The organism is Pseudomonas sp. LBUM1640, assembly GCF_059716225.1.
Window position 1 is genome coordinate 1,251,610 of sequence record NZ_CP166816.1, and the last position, 20,442, is coordinate 1,272,051.

19 protein-coding genes are annotated in these 20,442 nt (G+C 60.5%); 10 read left to right on the plus strand and 9 right to left on the minus strand.

Translation table 11 applies throughout. From position 1 onward, the window contains the following. Positions 1–405: 405 nt before the first annotated feature. Genes ACA065_RS05550 through ACA065_RS05560 form a run of 3 tightly spaced genes read right to left on the minus strand, consistent with a single transcriptional unit; the run spans position 406 to position 2,767 of the window. Complete coding sequence (locus tag ACA065_RS05550) at positions 406–789, minus strand: DNA polymerase III subunit chi (RefSeq protein ID WP_497693642.1); 384 nt, start codon at positions 787–789, stop codon at positions 406–408. A gap of 7 nt (positions 790–796) precedes the next feature. Beyond that, positions 797–1,225: a DNA polymerase III subunit chi gene (locus ACA065_RS05555; RefSeq protein ID WP_177016393.1), complete on the minus strand. Its 429-nt coding sequence runs from the start codon at positions 1,223–1,225 to the stop codon at positions 797–799. 51 nt (positions 1,226–1,276) lie between these two features. Next, complete coding sequence (locus tag ACA065_RS05560; RefSeq protein ID WP_497693643.1) at positions 1,277–2,767, minus strand: leucyl aminopeptidase; 1,491 nt, start codon at positions 2,765–2,767, stop codon at positions 1,277–1,279. A 283-nt stretch (positions 2,768–3,050) separates the two neighbouring features. Here ACA065_RS05560 and lptF point away from each other — a divergent pair, with 283 nt between their 5' ends. From lptF to tadA, 10 genes are all read left to right on the plus strand, one after another. Next, the gene (lptF, locus tag ACA065_RS05565) at positions 3,051–4,169 is read left to right on the plus strand and encodes an LPS export ABC transporter permease LptF (RefSeq protein WP_497693644.1); all 1,119 of its coding nucleotides are present in this window, start codon (positions 3,051–3,053) and stop codon (positions 4,167–4,169) included. Then, on the plus strand, positions 4,162–5,241 hold the full coding sequence (gene lptG / locus ACA065_RS05570) for an LPS export ABC transporter permease LptG (RefSeq protein ID WP_497693645.1): 1,080 nt from the start codon (positions 4,162–4,164) through the stop codon (positions 5,239–5,241). Before lptF ends, lptG begins: the two co-directional genes overlap by 8 nt. Positions 5,242–5,392: 151 nt before the next feature. Then, on the plus strand, positions 5,393–7,192 hold the full coding sequence (gene lepA / locus ACA065_RS05575) for a translation elongation factor 4 (RefSeq protein WP_497693646.1): 1,800 nt from the start codon (positions 5,393–5,395) through the stop codon (positions 7,190–7,192). 5 nt (positions 7,193–7,197) lie between these two features. Then, on the plus strand, positions 7,198–8,052 hold the full coding sequence (lepB, locus tag ACA065_RS05580; protein WP_497693647.1) for a signal peptidase I: 855 nt from the start codon (positions 7,198–7,200) through the stop codon (positions 8,050–8,052). 152 nt (positions 8,053–8,204) lie between these two features. Further along, the gene (rnc, locus tag ACA065_RS05585) at positions 8,205–8,894 is read left to right on the plus strand and encodes a ribonuclease III (protein ID WP_003188856.1); all 690 of its coding nucleotides are present in this window, start codon (positions 8,205–8,207) and stop codon (positions 8,892–8,894) included. Further along, on the plus strand, positions 8,887–9,789 hold the full coding sequence (gene era, locus ACA065_RS05590) for a GTPase Era (protein ID WP_003234112.1): 903 nt from the start codon (positions 8,887–8,889) through the stop codon (positions 9,787–9,789). The genes rnc and era overlap by 8 nt, the downstream gene beginning before the upstream one ends. 196 nt (positions 9,790–9,985) lie before the next feature. Continuing rightward, positions 9,986–10,675, plus strand: a complete 690-nt coding sequence (gene recO / locus ACA065_RS05595; protein WP_497693648.1) for a DNA repair protein RecO — start codon at positions 9,986–9,988, stop codon at positions 10,673–10,675. A gap of 51 nt (positions 10,676–10,726) precedes the next feature. Next, positions 10,727–11,473, plus strand: coding sequence for a pyridoxine 5'-phosphate synthase (pdxJ, locus tag ACA065_RS05600; RefSeq protein WP_497693649.1), 747 nt, complete (start codon positions 10,727–10,729; stop codon positions 11,471–11,473). Between the two features lie 210 nt (positions 11,474–11,683). Further along, positions 11,684–13,060, plus strand: coding sequence for a multicopper oxidase family protein (locus ACA065_RS05605; protein ID WP_497693650.1), 1,377 nt, complete (start codon positions 11,684–11,686; stop codon positions 13,058–13,060). Beyond that, positions 13,060–13,557 (plus strand): tRNA adenosine(34) deaminase TadA, encoded by a 498-nt coding sequence (tadA, locus tag ACA065_RS05610; RefSeq protein ID WP_497693651.1) that lies wholly within the window; start codon positions 13,060–13,062, stop codon positions 13,555–13,557. The genes ACA065_RS05605 and tadA overlap by 1 nt, the downstream gene beginning before the upstream one ends. Before the next feature lie 139 nt (positions 13,558–13,696). Here tadA and cmoB read toward each other — a convergent pair whose 3' ends face one another. The 6 genes from cmoB to ACA065_RS05640 form a co-directional block, all read right to left on the minus strand. Then, entirely contained in the window at positions 13,697–14,653 is a 957-nt protein-coding gene (gene cmoB, locus ACA065_RS05615) for a tRNA 5-methoxyuridine(34)/uridine 5-oxyacetic acid(34) synthase CmoB (protein ID WP_497693652.1), read from the minus strand. Beyond that, positions 14,650–15,393, minus strand: a complete 744-nt coding sequence (gene cmoA, locus ACA065_RS05620) for a carboxy-S-adenosyl-L-methionine synthase CmoA (protein WP_497693653.1) — start codon at positions 15,391–15,393, stop codon at positions 14,650–14,652. The genes cmoB and cmoA overlap by 4 nt, the downstream gene beginning before the upstream one ends. Before the next feature lie 36 nt (positions 15,394–15,429). Beyond that, positions 15,430–16,086, minus strand: coding sequence for a lysoplasmalogenase (locus ACA065_RS05625; RefSeq protein WP_497693654.1), 657 nt, complete (start codon positions 16,084–16,086; stop codon positions 15,430–15,432). 1 nt (position 16,087) lies between these two features. Continuing rightward, on the minus strand, positions 16,088–16,477 hold the full coding sequence (locus tag ACA065_RS05630) for a protease inhibitor I42 family protein (protein WP_497693655.1): 390 nt from the start codon (positions 16,475–16,477) through the stop codon (positions 16,088–16,090). A gap of 190 nt (positions 16,478–16,667) precedes the next feature. Then, on the minus strand, positions 16,668–19,091 hold the full coding sequence (lon, locus tag ACA065_RS05635) for an endopeptidase La (protein ID WP_497693656.1): 2,424 nt from the start codon (positions 19,089–19,091) through the stop codon (positions 16,668–16,670). Between the two features lie 161 nt (positions 19,092–19,252). Continuing rightward, positions 19,253–20,242: a GntR family transcriptional regulator gene (locus tag ACA065_RS05640; protein ID WP_497693657.1), complete on the minus strand. Its 990-nt coding sequence runs from the start codon at positions 20,240–20,242 to the stop codon at positions 19,253–19,255. Between the last annotated feature and the right edge of the window lie 200 nt (positions 20,243–20,442).

Consider the following 20,442-nt stretch of genomic DNA (forward strand, 5'->3'; position numbering starts at 1 on the left):
GATTGGGTGCATACCCTTGGCTCAAGTCGTAATAGGCCGAGATCGAGTAGGGGCCCAAAGGCAATGCTTCATCGGATATGACGAGCCAGTTACCGTTCTCATCAACCCTTGTTCGCGCCAACACCATGCCGGTATTCGTTTGGCATACAGTGACGGGTTGGCCTGGAGTTCCTTCGCCATAGAAAATCGGAAATGGCAAAGGGGTCAATTCAAGGATTGGAAAGTACAGTGTGGGAACGCCCATTACCCGGATCTCCAGCAAGGAATAATCTCAGGTAAGGGTTCTCCCTTATTAACTGGGCATCTACTGTGAAAAGTAACAGTTACGACAGACGGTCATGAGCAGTGAGTCCTACAGGTGCTCTTGATAACAATGGCCGCGACGCTGATTGAGGCCTTTCAGGCTCAAGTTTGATATTGGCTTAATAGCCTCTCCATCCGTGCATCCAGCCGGCGTTTTATCTCGGTTTCGATATGCGGGGCAAAGTCGTCGATCACATCCTGCATGATCAATTGCGCGGCGGCGCGCAGTTCGTTGTCCAGGTGCAGCAGTAAGGCGTCGGGCGCTTTTTCTGCGGTGGATTTGGGTGCTGCAACGGGGGCTGGTGCGGGTTCTGGTGCGGCAGGCTTGCCACCGACCATGTCGAACAGCAGCGGAATCTGTACCTCGCCATCGACCGTTTCGGTCAGCAGCGGCGGTTGCAAGCCATCATCACCGAGCAACTGACGGATCGACTCGAGGTCGTCCAGCAGGTGGTCGTCTTTTTTTATAGTGTTTGGCGTGTCCATCATGTACTCAAAGTCGTTGTAGCCGGTGATCTTGCAGAGAATAGCCCTGTTCGCGGTAGAAACGGAAACTCTCCCGCGCGGCCTGACGAATAGCCGGGTCTTCCACCACGACTTCCGCCACACGCGCAAACGCTTTGGCAAAAGCCGGTACTTTCAAGTCCAGGTTGACCAGCAGGTCATGGTGATCGCCGCAACTGTCGCCCAGGCCCAGTACAACCAGGCTTTCGGGTTCGGACTCGGCAGGGCCGTGGGGCACGAAACTTTCGCCCTTGAAGCGCCACAGGCGGGCGTCGAGGTCGTCACGTTGGGCGGCATCGCTGCAATGCAGGTAGATGCGATGGCCCATGCGCCAGGCTTTTTCGGTGAGTTTGCAGGCAAAGTCCAGGCGCGCAGACGGGTCGGCGCTGGGCAATATATAGAAGTCGACTTGGGTCATCGTGGTTCCTGAGACCGGGGTGGCACAAAGGCCGCCCCGGAATCTTCAGTTTCAGGCTTTGGCGCGATCCAGCAGGTACTGGGTCAGCAGTGGCACCGGGCGGCCGGTTGCGCCCTTGTCCTTGCCGCCGCTGGTCCAGGCCGTGCCGGCGATGTCCAGGTGCGCCCAGTTGAAGTTCTTGGCAAAGCGCGACAGGAAGCAGGCCGCGGTGATGGTGCCGGCTTTCGGGCCGCCGATGTTGGCGATGTCCGCGAACGGGCTGTCCAGTTGCTCCTGGTACTCGTCGAACAGCGGCAGTTGCCAGGCGCGGTCGTCGGCAGCCTTGCCAGCGCTGAGCAGTTGCTCGATCAGCTCGTCGTTGTTACCCAGCAGGCCCGAGGTGTGGGCGCCCAGGGCAACTACGCAGGCACCGGTCAAGGTGGCGATGTCGATCACTGCTTGTGGCTTGAAGCGTTCGGCGTAGGTCAGCGCATCGCACAGCACCAGGCGGCCTTCGGCGTCGGTGTTGAGGATTTCAACGGTCTGGCCGCTCATGGTGGTGACGATATCGCCCGGACGCGCCGCGCCGCCACTTGGCATGTTTTCGGCACACGCCAGGATGCACACCAGGTTGATCGGCAGCTTGAGTTCCAGCACGGCACGCAGGGTGCCGAACACGCTGGCGGCGCCGCCCATGTCGTACTTCATCTCATCCATGCCTGCGCCCGGCTTGAGGCTGATGCCGCCGGTGTCGAAGGTGATGCCTTTACCCACCAGGGCGTAAGGCTTCTCGGACTTTTTGCCGCCGTTGTATTGCATCACGATCAGGCGTGGCGGCTGGTCGCTGCCCTGGCCTACGGCATAGAACGAGCCCATGCCCAGTTCCTTGATCTTCTTCTCGTCCAGCACTTCAACCTTGAGGCCTTTGAACTCTTTGCCCAGTGCCTTGGCTTGCTCGCCCAGGTAAGTCGGGTGGCAGATGTTCGGCGGCAGGTTGCCCAGGTCGCGGGTAAAGGACATGCCGTTGGCGATGGCGGTGGCGTGCGTTACGGCGCGCTCGACTTCAGCCTGTGCAGCCTTGATGGTCAGCAGGGTGATCTTCTTCAGGGCGCGTGGTTCGGCTTTCTGGCTTTTGAACTGGTCAAAAATGTAGCCACCGTCCATCAGGCTTTCAGCCAGCAGGCGGGTCTTGCCGTAGCTGTCACGGCCTTTAACGACGATTTCATCGAGTGCCAGTGCCGCATCGCTGCCGCCCAGACCCTTGAGGGTATTGAGGATGGCGCTGATGATTTTGCGCAATGGGCGGTCGCCCAGTTCGGCATCCTTGCCCACGCCCACCAGCAAAACACGCTCGGCTTTGAGGTTAGGCAGGCTTTGCAGCAGCAGGCTCTGGCCGACTTTGCCGGCCAGGTCGCCGCGCTTGAGCACGGCGCTGATGGCGCCGCCGCTGAGTTCGTCCAGTTGCTTGGCGGCGACGCCGAGCTTGCGGCCTTCGCCGACAGCGACCACGAGGGTGGCGGTTTTCAACGTTTCGGGGCTAACGCTTTTTACAACCAATTCCATTTTCGGGTCCCTTATAAAGGTCTGTGAGCCTCGCGTCTGTACGCAGGCTTTAAAGCGTGGCAGCTGTGTAAACCGCCAGCGACAAAGGCCGCAGTTTGAACCTCGCTGGCGGAACCTGACAACCCTTGGCGCACGCTTTGTGCGTGTGCATGAGGTTGCGCAGTGACAGGCGCCGTCAATCACAGGATAATGCGCCATCTTTTTAGCCGGCCTGTGTAAACGGGTCGACTCGGTATGCTTGCTTGTTTGGCCGCCTTAGCCTGACAACCCTGGAGTGTCTGGTTTGATCGTCTTCCGTTATTTGTCCCGCGAAGTCCTGTTGACCCTGAGTGCCGTGAGTGCGGTGCTGTTGGTCATCACCATGAGTGGTCGTTTCGTCAAATTCCTTGCTCAGGCCGCCTCCGGCGCCCTGGATCCGGGCTCATTGTTCCTGATCATGGGCTTTCGCCTGCCGGGCTTTTTGCAGCTGATCCTGCCACTTGGCCTGTTTCTCGGCATTTTGCTGGCTTATGGCCGGTTGTACCTTGAAAGTGAAATGACCGTGCTCTCGGCCACCGGCATGAGCCAGCAGCGTCTGCTGGCCATGACCATGGTGCCGGCCGCTGGCGTCGCCTTGTTGGTGGCCTGGTTGAGCATGAGCCTGGCGCCCCAGGGCGCCATGCAGTTCCAGCTGCTGCTGAACAAACAGGATGCGATGACCGAGTTCGACACCCTCGAGCCCGGGCGCTTTCAGGCGCTCAACGACGGTACACGGGTGACCTATACCGAAACCATGACGGATGACCGCGCCAACCTCGGCGGTGTGTTTATTTCCCAGAAAAACCAGGGCGACAACCAGAAAGACCGTGGCATTTCGATTCTGGTGGCCAACAGCGGGCGCCAGGAAGTGCGCCCTGATGGCAGCCGTTACTTGATCCTGGAAGATGGTTATCGCTACGACGGCAGCCCTGGGCTGGCGGATTATCGAGCGATCAAATACGACACTTATGGCGTAATGCTGGCCAAGCCGGAGATCAGTGAAGAGGTGACTGACCGCGACGCACTGCCGACAGCGTCGCTGTTCGGTAGCCAGGAACTGCGTTCCATCGCCGAGCTGCAATGGCGAGTTTCCCTGCCGCTGCTGGTATTTATCGTGACCTTGATGGCCGTGCCGCTGTCCCGGGTAAACCCGCGCCAGGGCCGTTTCCTCAAGCTGTTGCCGGCGATCCTGCTGTATATGGCCTACCTGACCCTGCTGATTTCCGCCCGTGGCTCCCTGGAGAAAGGCCGGCTGTCACCGGTCGTGGGCCTGTGGGGGGTGCACGGGATTTTCCTGGTGATCGGCCTGGCGCTGCTCTACTGGGAACCTATCCGTTTGAAAATGAAGAGCCGTCATGGCCTGAAGGAGTTGGCGCGTGACTAAGCTTGATCGCTACATTGGTAGCAGCGTACTGATCGCCATCCTGGCGGTATTGGGCATCATCCTCGGCTTGGCCTCGTTGTTCGCCTTTATTGATGAAGTGGGCAACGTCACCGACACCTATACGGTCATGGACGTGCTGAGCTACGTGGCGCTGACTGCGCCGCGTCGACTCTACGACATGATGCCGATGGCCGGGCTCATCGGCTGCCTGATCGGCCTGGGCAGCCTGGCCAGCAACAGCGAATTGACCATCATGCGTGCGGCAGGCGTTTCCATCGGTCGTATCGTCTGGGCGGTGATGAAGCCCATGCTGTTGCTGATGGCCTGCAGCGTGTTGATCGGCGAATACGTGGCACCGCCGTCCGAAGCCACAGCCCAGGCCAATCGCGCCCTGGCCCAGGGTTCGGGCGACGCGCAGAGCGCCAAGCACGGTCTGTGGCACCGCCAGGGTGATGAGTTCATCCACATCAACGCCGTGCAGCCGGGTGGCCTATTGATCGGTGTGACGCGTTACACGTTCGACAAAGAGCGGCACATGCTGACCTCCAGCTTCGCCAAGCGCGCGCAGTACGATGCCGAGAAGTGGACGCTCAGCGATGTCACCACCACCTACTTCCGCAATGTCGGCCAAGGCACCAAGGCCAGCACCGAAGTGATCAACGTGCCGACCGAGCAATGGGACATCGCCCTGAAGCCGGAACTGCTCAATACCGTGGTAATGATCCCGGAAAGCCTGCCGATCTCCGGTTTGTGGAGCTATATCCACTACCTCAAGGACCAGGGTCTGAATAACGGCCGCTACTGGCTGGCATTTTGGGTCAAAGTGTTGCAGCCGGTTGTGACTGCTGCGCTGGTGTTAATGGCGATCTCGTTCATCTTCGGCCCGCTGCGTTCCGTGACCCTTGGCCAGCGCGTGTTTACCGGCGTGCTGGTGGGGTTCACCTTCCGTATCGCCCAGGACCTGCTCGGCCCCTCGAGCCTGGTGTTCGGTTTCTCGCCGCTGTTTGCGGTGCTGGTGCCCACGGCTATTTGCGCCCTGGCCGGGTTCTGGCTGTTGCGCCGGGCCGGTTGATACCGCGCTTATGAACAAAAAATGCCCCGCTCGCGAGATCGGGGCATTTTTGTTCTGGTCAGCAAAGATGACGTTTGGCCTGAGCATCAGGTACAATTCCCGGCTATTTTTCAGCGGGCAATCTGCCTGCAGCCTTTTTGAGTGTTGACCCGTGAGTGATTTGAGTCATATCCGCAATTTCTCCATCATCGCCCACATTGACCATGGCAAGTCGACGCTGGCCGATCGATTCATCCAGATGTGCGGCGGCCTTGCCGAGCGTGAAATGGAAGCCCAGGTCCTGGACTCCATGGACCTCGAGCGTGAACGCGGGATCACCATCAAGGCCCACAGCGTTACCCTGTACTACACCGCCAAAGACGGTATCAAGTACCAGTTGAACTTCATTGACACCCCCGGCCACGTTGACTTCACCTACGAAGTCAGCCGGTCGCTGGCAGCCTGTGAAGGCGCCTTGCTGGTGGTCGATGCGGGCCAGGGCGTTGAAGCCCAGTCCGTCGCCAACTGCTACACCGCCATCGAGCAGGGCCTTGAGGTCATGCCGGTGCTGAACAAGATCGACCTGCCACAGGCCGATCCGGACCGCGTAAAAGAAGAAATCGAAAAAATCATCGGCATTGACGCCACCGACGCCGTCGAGTGCAGCGCCAAGACCGGCCTGGGCGTCGACGAAGTGCTCGAACGCCTGGTCAAGACCATCCCTGCGCCTACCGGCAACTACGAAGATCCGCTGCAAGCGTTGATTATCGACTCCTGGTTCGACAACTACCTGGGCGTTGTTTCCCTGGTACGTGTACGCCACGGCCGGGTGAAGAAGGGCGACAAGATCCTGGTCAAATCCACCGGCAAGATCCACCTGGTGGACAGCGTCGGCGTATTCAACCCCAAGCACACCGCCACCACTGACCTGAAGGCCGGTGAAGTGGGCTTCATCATCGCCGGTATCAAGGACATCCACGGTGCACCGGTCGGTGACACCCTGACCTTGAGCGCCACGCCTGACGTCGACGTGCTGCCGGGCTTCAAACGCATCCAGCCGCAGGTTTACGCCGGCCTGTTCCCGGTCAGCTCCGACGACTTCGAAGACTTCCGCGAAGCCCTGCAAAAGCTGACCCTCAACGACTCGTCGTTGCAGTACACCCCGGAAAGCTCCGACGCCCTGGGCTTCGGCTTCCGCTGCGGGTTCCTGGGCATGCTGCACATGGAGATCATCCAGGAGCGCCTGGAGCGCGAATACGACCTGGACCTGATCACCACCGCGCCAACGGTTATTTTTGAACTGTTGCTGAAAACCGGTGAAACGATTTACGTCGACAACCCGTCCAAGCTTCCAGACCTGTCCTCCATCGAAGACATGCGCGAGCCGATCGTGCGGGCCAATATTCTTGTGCCGCAAGAGCACCTGGGCAACGTCATTACCCTGTGTATTGAAAAACGTGGCGTACAACACGACATGTTGTTCCTCGGCACCCAAGTGCAAGTGACCTACGATTTGCCGATGAACGAAGTGGTCCTGGACTTCTTCGACCGTCTCAAATCCACCAGTCGCGGCTATGCTTCGCTGGATTACCATTTCGATCGTTACCAGTCGGCTAATCTGGTGAAACTGGATGTGCTGATCAACGGCGACAAGGTCGATGCCCTGGCGCTGATCGTGCACAAGGACAACGCGCACTACAAAGGTCGCCAGTTGACCGAAAAGATGAAAGAACTGATTCCGCGCCAGATGTTCGACGTCGCGATCCAGGCCGCCATTGGCGGGCAGATCATTGCACGGACCTCCGTCAAGGCACTCAGAAAGAACGTACTGGCCAAATGCTACGGCGGTGACGTAAGCCGTAAGCGCAAGCTGCTTGAGAAGCAAAAGGCCGGTAAAAAACGCATGAAGCAAGTGGGCAACGTGGAAATTCCACAAGAAGCCTTCCTTGCGGTGCTCAGGTTGGATAGTTAGGTCCTATGTCACTAAATTTCCCGCTGTTGCTGGTCATCGCCGTCGCCGTTTGCGGCCTCCTGGCGTTGCTCGATCTGGTGTTCTTCGCCCCGCGTCGTCGGGCGGCTATCGCTTCCTATCAGGGCAGCGTCAGCCAGCCCGATGCGGTGGTGGTCGAGAAGCTGAACAAAGAGCCCTTGCTGGTTGAATACGGCAAGTCGTTCTTCCCGGTGTTGTTCATCGTGCTGGTGCTGCGTTCGTTCCTGGTGGAGCCGTTTCAGATCCCTTCAGGGTCGATGAAACCTACCCTGGATGTGGGCGACTTCATCCTGGTGAACAAGTTTTCCTACGGGATTCGCCTGCCGGTGATCGACAAGAAAGTCATCCCGGTCGGTGACCCGCAACGCGGCGATGTGATGGTGTTCCGCTACCCAAGCGACCCGAACGTCAACTACATCAAGCGCGTCGTGGGTTTGCCGGGTGATGTGGTTCGCTACACCAGCGACAAGCGACTGCTCATCAACGGTGAATCGGTGGCCGAGAAGCTGATTGGCGCCGAGCCGAACACCTTGGGCAGCGCCGAGCTGTACCAGGAAAAACTCGGTGCGGTAGAGCACGAAATCCGCAAGGAAATGAGCCGCTACCGCGCGATGCCTGATGGCGAGTGGAAAGTGCCTGCCGGGCACTACTTCATGATGGGCGACAACCGCGACAACTCCAATGACAGCCGGTACTGGGATGATCCCAACATTCCCAAGGACCTGCTGGGCATGGTTCCCGACGAGAACATTGTCGGCAAGGCCTTTGCGGTCTGGATGAGTTGGCCCGAACCGAAACTCAGCCACCTGCCGAACTTCTCGCGGGTCGGGCTGATCAAGTAATACAGGCGGCGCTGTGAACACAGCGCCGAATGCTTTTCTGGGGTTCGGACAATGCATCGTCCGGCCTCATGCGGCACCCACCAGGATTTGAATTTGAACACTGCGTCAATCGTCGATGGCCGCCGGTGCCACCAACTAGATATGGATAAACCGTGACCGTTTCTCTAAGTCGTCTCGAGCGCCAGCTCGGCTACACCTTCAAGGACCAGGAATTGATGGTCCTTGCCCTCACACACCGCAGTTTTGCAGGGCGTAATAACGAACGCCTGGAATTCCTCGGTGACGCCATTCTCAACTTTGCCGCCGGCGAGGCGCTGTTTGAGCGCTTCCCGCAAGCGCGCGAAGGCCAGCTGTCACGCCTGCGTGCACGCTTGGTGAAAGGCGAGACCCTGGCCGTACTGGCCCGTGGTTTCGGCCTGGGCGAGTACCTGCGCCTGGGGTCCGGGGAATTGAAAAGCGGTGGGTTCCGTCGCGAATCGATCCTGGCCGATGCCCTGGAAGCCTTGATCGGTGCGATCTACCTCGATGCAGGCATGGAGACGGCCAAGGAGCGCGTGGTCGCCTGGCTGGCATCGGAGATCGAAAGCCTGACGCTGGTCGACACCAACAAAGATCCCAAGACCCGCCTGCAGGAGTACCTGCAGTCGCGTGGTTGTGAACTGCCACGCTACGAAGTGGTGGATATCCAGGGTGAGCCGCATTGCCGCGTATTTTTCGTGGAATGTGAAATCACCTTATTGAATGAAAAAAGCCGAGGTCAGGGTGTGAGCCGTCGTATTGCCGAACAGGTAGCGGCGGCTGCAGCACTGATTGCCCTGGGCGTGGAGAATGGCCATGACTGATTCAACCGCAACACGCTGTGGCTATGTTGCCATCGTCGGCCGCCCGAACGTGGGCAAGTCCACGCTGCTGAACCACATCCTCGGCCAGAAGCTCGCGATCACCTCGCGCAAGCCGCAGACCACCCGCCACAACATGCTGGGCATCAAGACCGAAGGCAGCGTGCAAGCCGTCTACGTCGACACCCCGGGCATGCACAAAGGTGGCGAGAAAGCGCTTAACCGCTATATGAACAAGACCGCTTCGGCGGCGTTGAAAGACGTCGACGTGGTGATCTTCGTGGTTGACCGCACCAAGTGGACCGACGAAGACCAGATGGTCCTCGAGCGTGTGCAGTACGTCACCGGCCCGTTGATCGTCGCGCTGAACAAGACCGACCGTATCGAAGACAAAGCCGAGCTGATGCCGCACCTGACGTGGCTGCAGGAGCAACTGCCGAACGCCCAGATCATGCCGATCTCGGCCCAGCACGGTCACAACCTTGAGGCCCTGGAACGCGTGATCGCCGGTTACCTGCCGGAGAACGAGCACTTCTTCCCGGAAGACCAGATCACCGACCGCAGCAGCCGTTTCCTCGCCGCCGAACTGGTCCGCGAGAAAATCATGCGCCAGATGGGCGCCGAGCTGCCGTACCAGATCACCGTCGAAATCGAAGAGTTCAAGCAGCAGGGCAAAACCCTGCATATTCATGCGTTGATCCTCGTCGAGCGTGACGGCCAGAAGAAAATCATCATTGGCGACAAGGGCGAGCGCATCAAGCGCATCGGCACCGAGGCGCGCAAGGACATGGAATTGCTGTTTGATTCCAAGATCATGCTTAACCTGTGGGTGAAGGTTAAGGGTGGTTGGTCCGATGATGAGCGCGCATTGCGCTCCCTGGGCTACGGCGACCTGTAAAACACCGCATGATGTGGTTGGCGGGCTTGTTGTGGCGAGGGAGCTTGCTCCCGCTGGGTCGCGCAGCGGCCCCATAAAGGCCGCCAAGGTTTTACAGATAAAACTCGGTGCCTGAGACAGGGGCTGCTTTGCAGCCCAGCGGGAGCAAGCTCCCTCGCCACAAAAGCGCTTTTCTTCTTTAGAGATTCCCCGTCTCATGTCTCAAACCCCACCTCCCAGCCAACTCGCCTACGTCCTGCACAGCCGCGCCTACCGCGAGACCAGCGCGTTGGTGGACTTCCTCACGCCCCAAGGCCGCCTGCGCGCGGTGTTGCGCAGCGCGCGGGGCAAGGCAGGCACGTTGGCGCGACCGTTCGTGGCGCTGGACGTGGAGTTTCGTGGCAAGGGCGAGCTGAAAAACGTCGGCCGCCTGGAAAGCGTTGGCACCAGCGCCTGGCTCAATGGCGAAGCACTCTTCAGTGGCCTTTACCTCAACGAACTGCTGATTCGCCTGCTGCCCGCCGAAGACCCGCACCCTGCGGTCTTCGATCACTACGCCGCCACGCTCATCGCTCTGGCCGAAGGCCGTCCTTTGGAGCCGCTGCTGCGTGCCTTCGAATGGCGCCTGCTCGACGACCTGGGCTACGGCTTTGAATTGAGCAACGATTTGCACGGCGACCCAATCGCTGCCGACGGCATGTACCGCCTGCAAGTCGACGCCGGTCTTGAGCGCGTGTACCTGCTGCAACCCGGCCTGTTCCAGGGCACTGAGTTGCTGGCCATGAGCGAAGCCGACTGGACAGCCCCCGGCGCCTTGTCCGCCGCCAAGCGTTTGATGCGCCAGGCGCTGGCCGTGCACTTGGGCGGCCGGCCGCTGGTCAGTCGCGAGTTGTTTCGAAAGCCCTGACAACCCCGTGTATGCTGTGCAGCGTTTCTTTCCCTTTTCAGGAGCGCTTCCGTGAGCACCAGCAATCGCATTCTTCTTGGCGTCAACATCGACCACGTCGCTACCCTGCGCCAGGCCCGGGGCACCCGTTACCCTGACCCGGTCAAGGCCGCGCTGGACGCCGAAGAAGCGGGCGCCGACGGCATCACCGTGCACCTGCGTGAAGACCGCCGCCACATCCAGGAGCGCGACGTATTGCTGCTCAAGGACGTGCTGCAAACCCGCATGAACTTCGAAATGGGCGTCACCGAAGAAATGATGGCGTTCGCCGAGCGCATCCGCCCGGCGCATATCTGCCTGGTGCCGGAAACCCGCCAGGAACTGACCACCGAAGGCGGCCTCGACGTGGCCGGCCAGGAAGCGCGGATCAAGGCCGCGGTGGAGCGCCTGTCGAAGATCGGCAGCGAAGTGTCGCTGTTCATCGACGCCGATGAACGCCAGATCGAAGCCTCACGCCGTGTCGGCGCACCGGCCATCGAACTGCACACCGGCCGCTACGCCGACGCCACCACGCCGACCGAAGTCGCCGACGAACTGCAGCGCATCATCGACGGCGTAAAGTGCGGCCTGAACGAAGGCTTGATCGTTAACGCCGGCCATGGTTTGCACTATCACAACGTCGAAGCCGTGGCTGCGATCAAGGGCATCAACGAACTGAACATCGGCCATGCGCTGGTGGCGCACGCACTGTTCGTCGGTTTCAAAGGCGCGGTGGCCGAGATGAAAGCGCTGATCCTGGCGGCTGCCAGCTCCAAGTGAGCACCGTCTAAAAATCACTGAAGATCAAAATGTGGGAGGGGGCTTGCCCCCTCCCACAGTGATTTTCGGTGTGTCCAGCGTTGTAGTTACCCAGCCAAACCCTTTGAATTCAGCCATGCGGCAATGCGAAGCCTTACTGTTTAGCCGGGTCAGGTGTATCGTATCTGCCCTTTGCGGGCCTATGGTCTGCGGCAGATACGTGAGGTTGTTGTGTCCCGATCCTTTTCCCGTCGACAAATCCTGGGTGGTCTTGCAGGCCTGGCCGTAGTGGGCGTAGGTGCCGGTGGCGCCTACCGCTACTGGCTGGGGAAAGTCGCCGAGGCCGAGGCTGGGCACGATTACGAACTGATCGCCGCACCACTGGATGTAGAGCTGGTGCCAGGGCACACAACCCAAGCCTGGGCCTTCGGGCCGTCGGCGCCGGGCACCGAGCTGCGTGTGCGTCAGGGTGAGTGGCTGCGGGTGCGCTTTATCAACCACCTGCCGGTCGCCACCACCATTCACTGGCACGGCATTCGCCTGCCGCTGGAAATGGACGGCGTGCCGTACGTCTCGCAATTGCCGGTACTGCCCGGTGAGTATTTCGACTACAAATTTCGCGTGCCGGACGCCGGCAGCTACTGGTATCACCCGCATGTGAACAGCAGCGAAGAGCTCGGCCGCGGCCTGGTTGGCCCGCTGATCATCGAAGAACGCGACCCCACCGGTTTTAAACACGAGCGCACCCTGAGCCTGAAAAGCTGGCACGTCGACGAGGAGGGCGCTTTCGTCGCCTTCAGCGTACCCCGCGAAGCGGCGCGCGGCGGCACGGCGGGGCGGTTGTCGACGATCAATGGCGTGCCCCAGGCGGTGGTCGATTTGCCTGCGGGGCAGATCACTCGCGTGCGCCTGCTTAACCTCGACAACACGCTGACCTATCGCCTGAATATTCCTGGCGTCGAAGCACAGATCTACGCGCTGGACGGCAACCCCATCGAGCCGCGCCCATTGGGCAAGGAATATTGGCTGGGCCCGGGTATGCGCATTTGCCTGGCGATCAAGGCGCCACCGGCCGGTGAAGAACTCTCCATCCGCAATGGCCCGGTGCGTCTGGGCACCTTTCGTTCGGTGGCTAACACCGACGCGCCCAACGAATGGCCACCGGCGCTGCCCGCCAACCCGATTGCCGAGCCGGACCTGGCCAACGCCGAGAAACTCAACTTCAATTTCGAGTGGGTCGGTACGGTGTCGGTGGATGACGGCAAGCCGCCGAGCCTGTGGCAAATCAACGGCAAGGCTTGGGACATCACCGACAAGACCTGCGCCGACCGCCCGATTGCCAAGCTTGAGAAGGGCAAGAGCTACATTTTCGAATTGAAGAACATGACCCAGTACCAGCACCCGATCCACCTGCACGGCATGAGCTTCAAGGTGATCGCCTCGAACCGCCATAAGGTGATCCCGTATTTCACCGACACCTACTTGCTGGGCAAGAACGAACGCGCCCGCGTGGCGTTGGTGGCGGATAACCCAGGGGTGTGGATGTTCCACTGCCACGTGATCGACCACATGGAAACCGGCCTGATGGCCGCCATCGAGGTGGCGTGATGCGCCAGGTTCGCCCCGCAGCGATTATCGACCGCAGCCGCGACCAGGACTTCATGCGCGAAGCCCTGGCCCTTGCCGCCCAAGGCGCCGCACTGGGTGAAGTGCCCGTGGGCGCGGTGCTGGTGCAGGACGGTGAAGTCATCGGCCGTGGCTTCAACTGCCCGATCAGCGGCAACGACCCCAGCGCCCATGCCGAAATGGTCGCCATCCGCGCCGCCGCGCAGGCGATCAGCAACTACCGCCTGCTCGGCAGCACGCTGTATGTGACGCTGGAGCCGTGCAGCATGTGCGCGGGCCTGATCGTGCACTCGCGCGTCGCGCGGGTGGTGTACGGCGCGCTGGAGCCTAAGGCCGGGATTGTGCAAAGCCAGGGGCAGTTTTTTACCCAAGGGTTTCTCAACCATCGGGTGTTGTTTGAAGGCGGGGTCTTGGCTGAGGAGTGTGGGGCGGTGTTGAGTGAGTTCTTTAAGGCCAGAAGAGCCAAGCCCACACTCTAAAGAACACTGAAAACCAATGTGGGAGCTGGCTTGCCTGCGATAGCGGTCTATCAGTCACTGATGAATTGACTGACAGATCGCGATCGCAGGCAAGCCAGCTCCCACATTTTGATCTCTATTTAAGCAGGGAAATCAGTGCTCACTTCTTGGCGATAATCACCGCCCGCATCGGCGCCGGCAGCCCTTCAATCGTCTTGCCGTGATCGTCCGGGTCCAGAAAATCACTCAGCGACTGAAACTTCATCCACGCCGTGCCACGCTGTTCCTCAACCGTGGTCACGCTCACATCCACACAACGCACCTCACTGAACCCGGCCCGGCGCAGCCACAGCATCAACGCGGGCACCGAGGGCAGGAACCACACGTTGCGCATCTGTGCGTAGCGGTCTTCCGGCACCAGCACTTGCTGCTGATCGCCGTCGACCACCAGGGTTTCGAGGACCAGTTCGCCACCTTTGACCAAACAGTCTTTCAGCGCCAGCAAATGTTCGATAGGCGAGCGACGGTGGTAGAACACGCCCATGGAAAACACCGTGTCGAAGCCTTCCATGTTCGGTGGCAAATCTTCAAACGGGAACGGCAGGTGCCAGGCCTTCGGCGCCGACAGGTAACGCTGCACCGCCTGGAACTGGCAAAAGAACAGCCAGTTCGGGTCCACGCCAATCACGCTGTCGGCGCCGGCGCCGAGCATGCGCCACATGTAATAGCCGTTGCCGCAGCCCACATCGAGGATGCGCTTGCCGTTGAAATCCAAGTGCGGCGCGACCCGCGACCACTTCCAGTCCGAACGCCATTCAGTGTCCACGTGCACGCCGAACAGGTTGAACGGGCCCTTGCGCCACGGGCTCAGGCCCATCAGCGCCGTGTGCATTTGCGCGCGGGTATCGTCGTCGCAATCGGTGTCGAGGGTCAGGCCGTTGAGCAAATCGACTTCGCTGGGCTGAATGTTGGGCAGCGCATCCAACGCGCTCTGCCAACGCTCCAGGTCGCCATGACCCTTTTCCATTTTGCTATCGAGTTGCGCTTGCAGGCCCTGGGCCCACACGGCCAAAGGAGTACCGACCAGATGGCGGGCGAGGGGGGAAAGATCAATCATGGCAAGGCAATCAACGAGGCAAAGTTAAGACACTGGAACCACGGCACGACTGTCGAGAACCCGGCCGCCAGCAGGCGTTCGCGGTGTTCTTGGAGGCTGTCGGGCTTCATGACGTTTTCGATGGCGCTGCGTTTCTGGGCGATTTCCAGTTCGCTGTAGCCGTTGGCGCGTTTGAACGCGATGTGCAGGTCGGTGAGCAGCGCGTGTTCTTGCGGGTCATTGAACCGCAGCTTCTCCGAGAGGATCAACGCACCGCCCGGCAGCAGCGACTGGCGGATGCGCCCGAGCAGCGCCAGGCGCTCATCGGGGGCGATAAATTGCAGGGTAAAGTTCAGCGCCACCACCGAGGCCGGTTGGAACTGCAGCGCGAGGATATCGCCCTCGATCACCTCAACCGGCAGCAACTCCTGGAACATCGAGTCCTGGCCATTGAGGTATTCGCGGCAACGCTCGACCATCGCCGCCGAGTTATCCACCGCGATCACCCGGCAACCGTCGGTGCGCACGTGGCGGCGCAGGGCCTGGGTCACCGCGCCGAGGGACGAGCCCAGGTCGTAGAGCACGCTGTTGGGTTGTGCAAACTGCGCCGCCAGCACGCCGAGGTTCTCGACGATGGTCGGGTAACCGGGCACCGAGCGTTTGATCATGTCCGGGAACACCCGCACCACGTCCTCGTTAAAGGCGAAGTCCGGCACCTGGGGCAGGGGCTGGGCGAATAGGCGATCGGGTTCTTTGCTCACGGTTGTTCCGGCGACGAGGGGGGAAAGGCCGGCATTTTAGCCAAATTGGCCCTCGTGTGCGCGGGTTGTCTGATGGAAAGCCGAGGCGGTGATGCCCCACTGACCCAGCCAATACGTGCTGATCAATAAATACGGTGCTGCCTCAAAGGCGACGACAAACCGATTGATGCCAATCAGCGCGTCGGAAAACACGAACGACACTGCACCCGCCGCCGCCAGCAGTGCCGATTGCTTGGGCACCTCACTGCCCAGCCGCGCCAGCGCACGCCAGAGCATGGCGCTGATCACCAGCGCATACACCACCACTGGAATCAGCAGTTCGCCCAGGCCATGGGAAATCAGGACGCTCAGCAGGATGGCGCCCAAGCCCAATGCCAATACCAGCGGCAACACCGCCAAGCGGCGGCAATCGCTGAGATAGGCTTTCAGGTACGCCAGGTGCGCGAACAGGAAAGCGCCGAGGCCGAAGATAAACAGGTCACCCGGCCAGGCGAGCAATACATCGCCGACCAGCGAAAAAATCAGCCCCAGGCTGATCCAGCGTCGATAGTCGGTGGGCGGTGCATCATGCAGCCAGCCCAGCAACGCCAGCACCGGCAGCGGCTTGACCAACAGGCACAACAACGTGGCATGGGTGGTCAGGCCGTAGATAAAGGTGCCGGCGCCCATCAGCGCAAGAATCAGCCATGGCATATCAGTTCACCGTAATGGCGCAGTCGAAGGTTTCGGCAGGTTCCGCTTCCGGTTCCCAGGGTTGTTGCGACGTCAGGCGCAACCGGCCCTGGCCGGCCGCGAACGCCTGGAAGCGCCACGTGGACTGACCGCCACCGCCGATCACGCCGGATTCGCTGCTGCTGTAGACCTCCGGGCTGAGCGCGCGCAGCACGCCGCCGGCAGAGTCCTGGATGGCCCAGCGGTAGCCGGTGGTAGGGTTGCTCGGCAAGGTGAGGGTCAGGTTTTGCCCCGTTTTAAGCTGAAGCGGGCAGGCGCTCTGGTTTTCCACTGTGACGTTTTGCTTGGGGGCACTGGCGCAAGCGGCCAGCAGGGCAAGGCTCAAGGGGAGAAGCAGGCGGGCAGCGGTCATGGAGGCTCCGTTGTATGGCGACGAAGGGCGAGCATAACCGAAGATGAGACAAGGTGTGACAAGCAGGAAGCGACACAAACCCCTGTGGCGAGGGAGCTTGCTCCCGCTGGACTGCGCAGCAGTCCCAAGAAAATGGGGCCGCTACGCGCCCCAGCGGGAGCAAGCTCCCTCGCCACAGGTCAGTGTGAAATCAGAACAGCACCTTCGCCACATCCGCAAAGCGCTTGGCAAAGTGCACTGTCATGCCTTCCTTCAGATACTCCGGCAACTCCTCAAAACTGCCACGGTTGGGCTCCGGTAAAATCAGCTCATGAATCTTCTGACGCCTTGCCGCAATCACCTTCTCACGCACGCCGCCAATCGGCAGCACATGCCCGGTCAGCGTCAGCTCGCCGGTCATCGCCACGCCTTTTTTCGGCGCCTGGTTACGCGCCAACGACAGCAGCGCACTGGCCATGGTCACACCCGCGCTCGGGCCGTCTTTCGGCGTGGCGCCTTCCGGCACGTGCAAGTGCACGAAGGCCTCGTCAAAGAACTTCGGATCGCCGCCAAACGACTTCAGGTTCGAGCTGATGTAGCTGTAGGCAATCTCGGCGGACTCCTTCATCACCTCACCCAACTGCCCGGTGAGCTTGAAGCCGCGATTGAGCGTGTGGATGCGCGTCGCCTCAATCGGCAAGGTCGCGCCGCCCATGCTGGTCCAGGCCAGGCCGGTAATTACGCCGGTGCCGGACAGCACTTGCTCATTGCGAAACACCGGCATGCCCAGGGAGCTTTCCAGGTCCTTGTTGCCGATCTTGATCACCGAGTCCGGCTCATCCAGCAGCTTGACCACGGCCTTGCGTACCAGCTTGCCCAGCTGTTTCTCCAGCTGGCGCACCCCGGCTTCCCGCGCATAACCATCGATCAATGCACGCAGGGCACCGTCGCTGATGCTCAGGCTGTTTTTCGACACGCCGGCTTTTTCCAGCTGTTTGGGCCACAGGTGACGCTTGGCGATGGCGACTTTCTCTTCGGTGATATAGCCCGACAGGCGAATCACTTCCATCCGGTCCAGCAATGGGCCGGGGATCGAGTCCAGGGTGTTGGCGGTGCACACGAACAGCACTTTGGACAGGTCCAGGCGCAGGTCCAGGTAGTGGTCGAGGAATTCGACGTTCTGTTCCGGGTCCAGGGTTTCGAGCAAGGCCGAGGCCGGGTCGCCCTGGTAGCTCTGGCCCATCTTGTCGATTTCATCGAGCATGATCACCGGGTTCATCACTTCCACATCTTTGAGCGCCTGCACCAGCTTGCCCGGCATGGCGCCGATGTAGGTGCGGCGATGGCCCTTGATCTCGGCCTCGTCGCGCATGCCGCCGACGCTGAAGCGGTAGAACGGCCGGCCCAGGGATTCGGCAATCGATTTACCCACACTGGTCTTGCCCACGCCCGGCGGGCCGACCAGCAGCACGATGGAACCGGCGACTTCGCCTTTATAGGCGCCCACTGCGAGGAACTCGAGGATGCGGCTCTTGATGTCATCCAGGCCCGCATGGTGTTTATCCAACACCTTGCGCGCGTGTTTCATGTCGAGTTTGTCTTCGCCATACACGCCCCACGGTACTGAGGTCGCCCAGTCCAGGTAGTTGCGGGTCACAGCGTATTCCGGCGAGCCCGTTTCCAGGATCGACAGCTTGTTCATTTCTTCGCCGATGCGCTTTTGCGCCTGGGCCGGCAGCACTTTGCCCACCAGGCGTTGTTCGAACTGCTCGACGTCGGCACTGCGATCATCTTTGGTCAAGCCCAGTTCTTGCTGGATGACCTTGAGCTGCTCCTTGAGGAAGAATTCACGCTGATGCTCGCCGATCTTGCGGTTCACTTCGGCGGAGAGTTCTTTTTGCAGGCGCGCAACTTCGACTTCCTTGCGCAGCATCGGCAGCACTTTTTCCATGCGCTTGAGCATGGGCACGCAGTCCAGCACTTCCTGCAACTCGTTACCGGTGGCCGAGGTCAACGCGGCGGCGAAGTCGGTGAGCGGTGACGGGTCGTTGGGGCTGAAGCGGTTGAGGTAGTTTTTCAGCTCTTCGCTGTACAGCGGGTTGAGCGGCAGCAGTTCCTTGATCGCATTGATCAGCGCCATGCCGTAGGCCTTGACCTCGTCGGTCGGCTGGGTCGGCTGGTGCGGGTATTCGACTTCCACCAGGTACGGTGGGCGGTGGTGCTTGAGCCAGGTTTTGATGCGCACGCGGGTCAGGCCCTGGGCGACGAATTGCAGCTTGCCGTTCTCGCGGCTGGCGTGGTGCACCTTCACCAACGTGCCGTACAGCGGCAGGCTGGAGGTGTCGAAGTGGCGTGGGTCTTCCGGCGGGGTGTCCATGAAGAACAGGGCCAGCGAGTGGTGATCGGATTTGCTCACCAGCTCCAGCGTCTCGGCCCACGGTTCTTCATTGACGATTACCGGCAGTACTTGCGCCGGGAAGAACGGCCGATTGTGGATCGGGATGATGTAGACCTTGTCCGGCAGGTTTTGCCCAGGCAGGGCCAGGCCGGTGTTGGACGATGCTTCGTGTTCAGCGTTTTCGGGATCGGCGTAATCGTTCAGGTCGATGTCCGGGAATTCTTGCTGGTCGCTCATGGGGCACCTGCATAAGGAAGTATGCAGGTTAGATGGGGCGGGGCAGCGGTGGTTTCAATGGCGGGAGTGAGATAGCAACATATTGCATAATATTTTCGAAAGCACCGCTGTATCCCTGTGGGAGCTGGCACGCCAGCGCCCACATTTTGTACCGCGGGCGGTCAGCTGATTTTGTGGAGGTAGGCCGGCAAGGGCTGCTCCGGCAGCACCGACAACACCTTCAAACGCTGCAACATCCGCTGGCGCGCCCGCTGCAAATGCTCACGCAAATTCAATGCTGCCGCATCAAACGCACCATGCAGCAACAGTTCGAGAATCAAGCGATGTTCGGCGAGCATGGTTGGATCTGCGCCGATTCCCAGTAAACGGTAGAAAATCCGGCTGATGATCATCGGGCTCTGGCCCTGACGAATCAGCGCGGCGATCTTGCGGTTTTGCAGGCCGGCCAGGCAGTGCTGGTGCAAATCCTCTTCGATCTGCTCGATAGCTTCCAGGCTGCACTGTGGGCTTTGCTGGGCAACCAGCACGCGCTGCAACATGGCCTCGAGCATTTCGCGGTCCAGGTTCGGCGCGCTCTGGCGCAGGGCTTCGGGTTCCAGGCAGGCACGCAGTTCGTAGTCTTCGGTAACTTCCCGGGCGGTCAGCGGCCCGGCCAGCCATTGTGAGTAGGGCTCTTTTTCGACCAGGCCGCGATCACGCAAGCGCATCAACGCTTCGCGCACCACGGCGCGGCTGACGCCGTAGTGGTCGGCGGCGGCTTGCTCGTCCAGGCGGTAATGGCCGAAGGCAATGCAGGTGGACAGTGCCGCACCGAGTTCCTCGACGATCCGTTCGCCCAGCGGCCGGGTGTCCACCAGCTCGTCGTCGCCATTGAGGCCCAGGTGCGCGTGGCTCAAGGGCAGGCGTAGCGGCTCCATGGCCAGGCCGTCGGGGTTGATCAGGTACCCGCGGCCGTTGAAACGGCAGATCAGCCCCTCGTTGTGCAGCAGGTCCAGCGCCTTGCGCACCGGCACGCGGCTGGTGCCGAACAATTCGGCCAGCGGCGCTTCCAGCAAAACCAGCCCGTGGCGTGCGGTGCCGTTGATGATCGCGTCACGCAACACTTGGTGAATCATCGCGTAACGGGAGGCCGAGGCAGACACTGCTTTCATCGCATTCTCTGACGTAAAGAGTACTAAGTGGTGTAGGACGTAGGCCGGGGATTCTCTCATAGATGCACCTGTCACTCTGCGCTACGTCAGTGGCACTTTTTTGGGGCCTTGCTCGTCGCCTTGTTACTTTTCTGCACCAAAATGTACTTATTAATAAAAGATACATTATTTCATTGAAGACCGTCTCAGAGGGTTTCGCC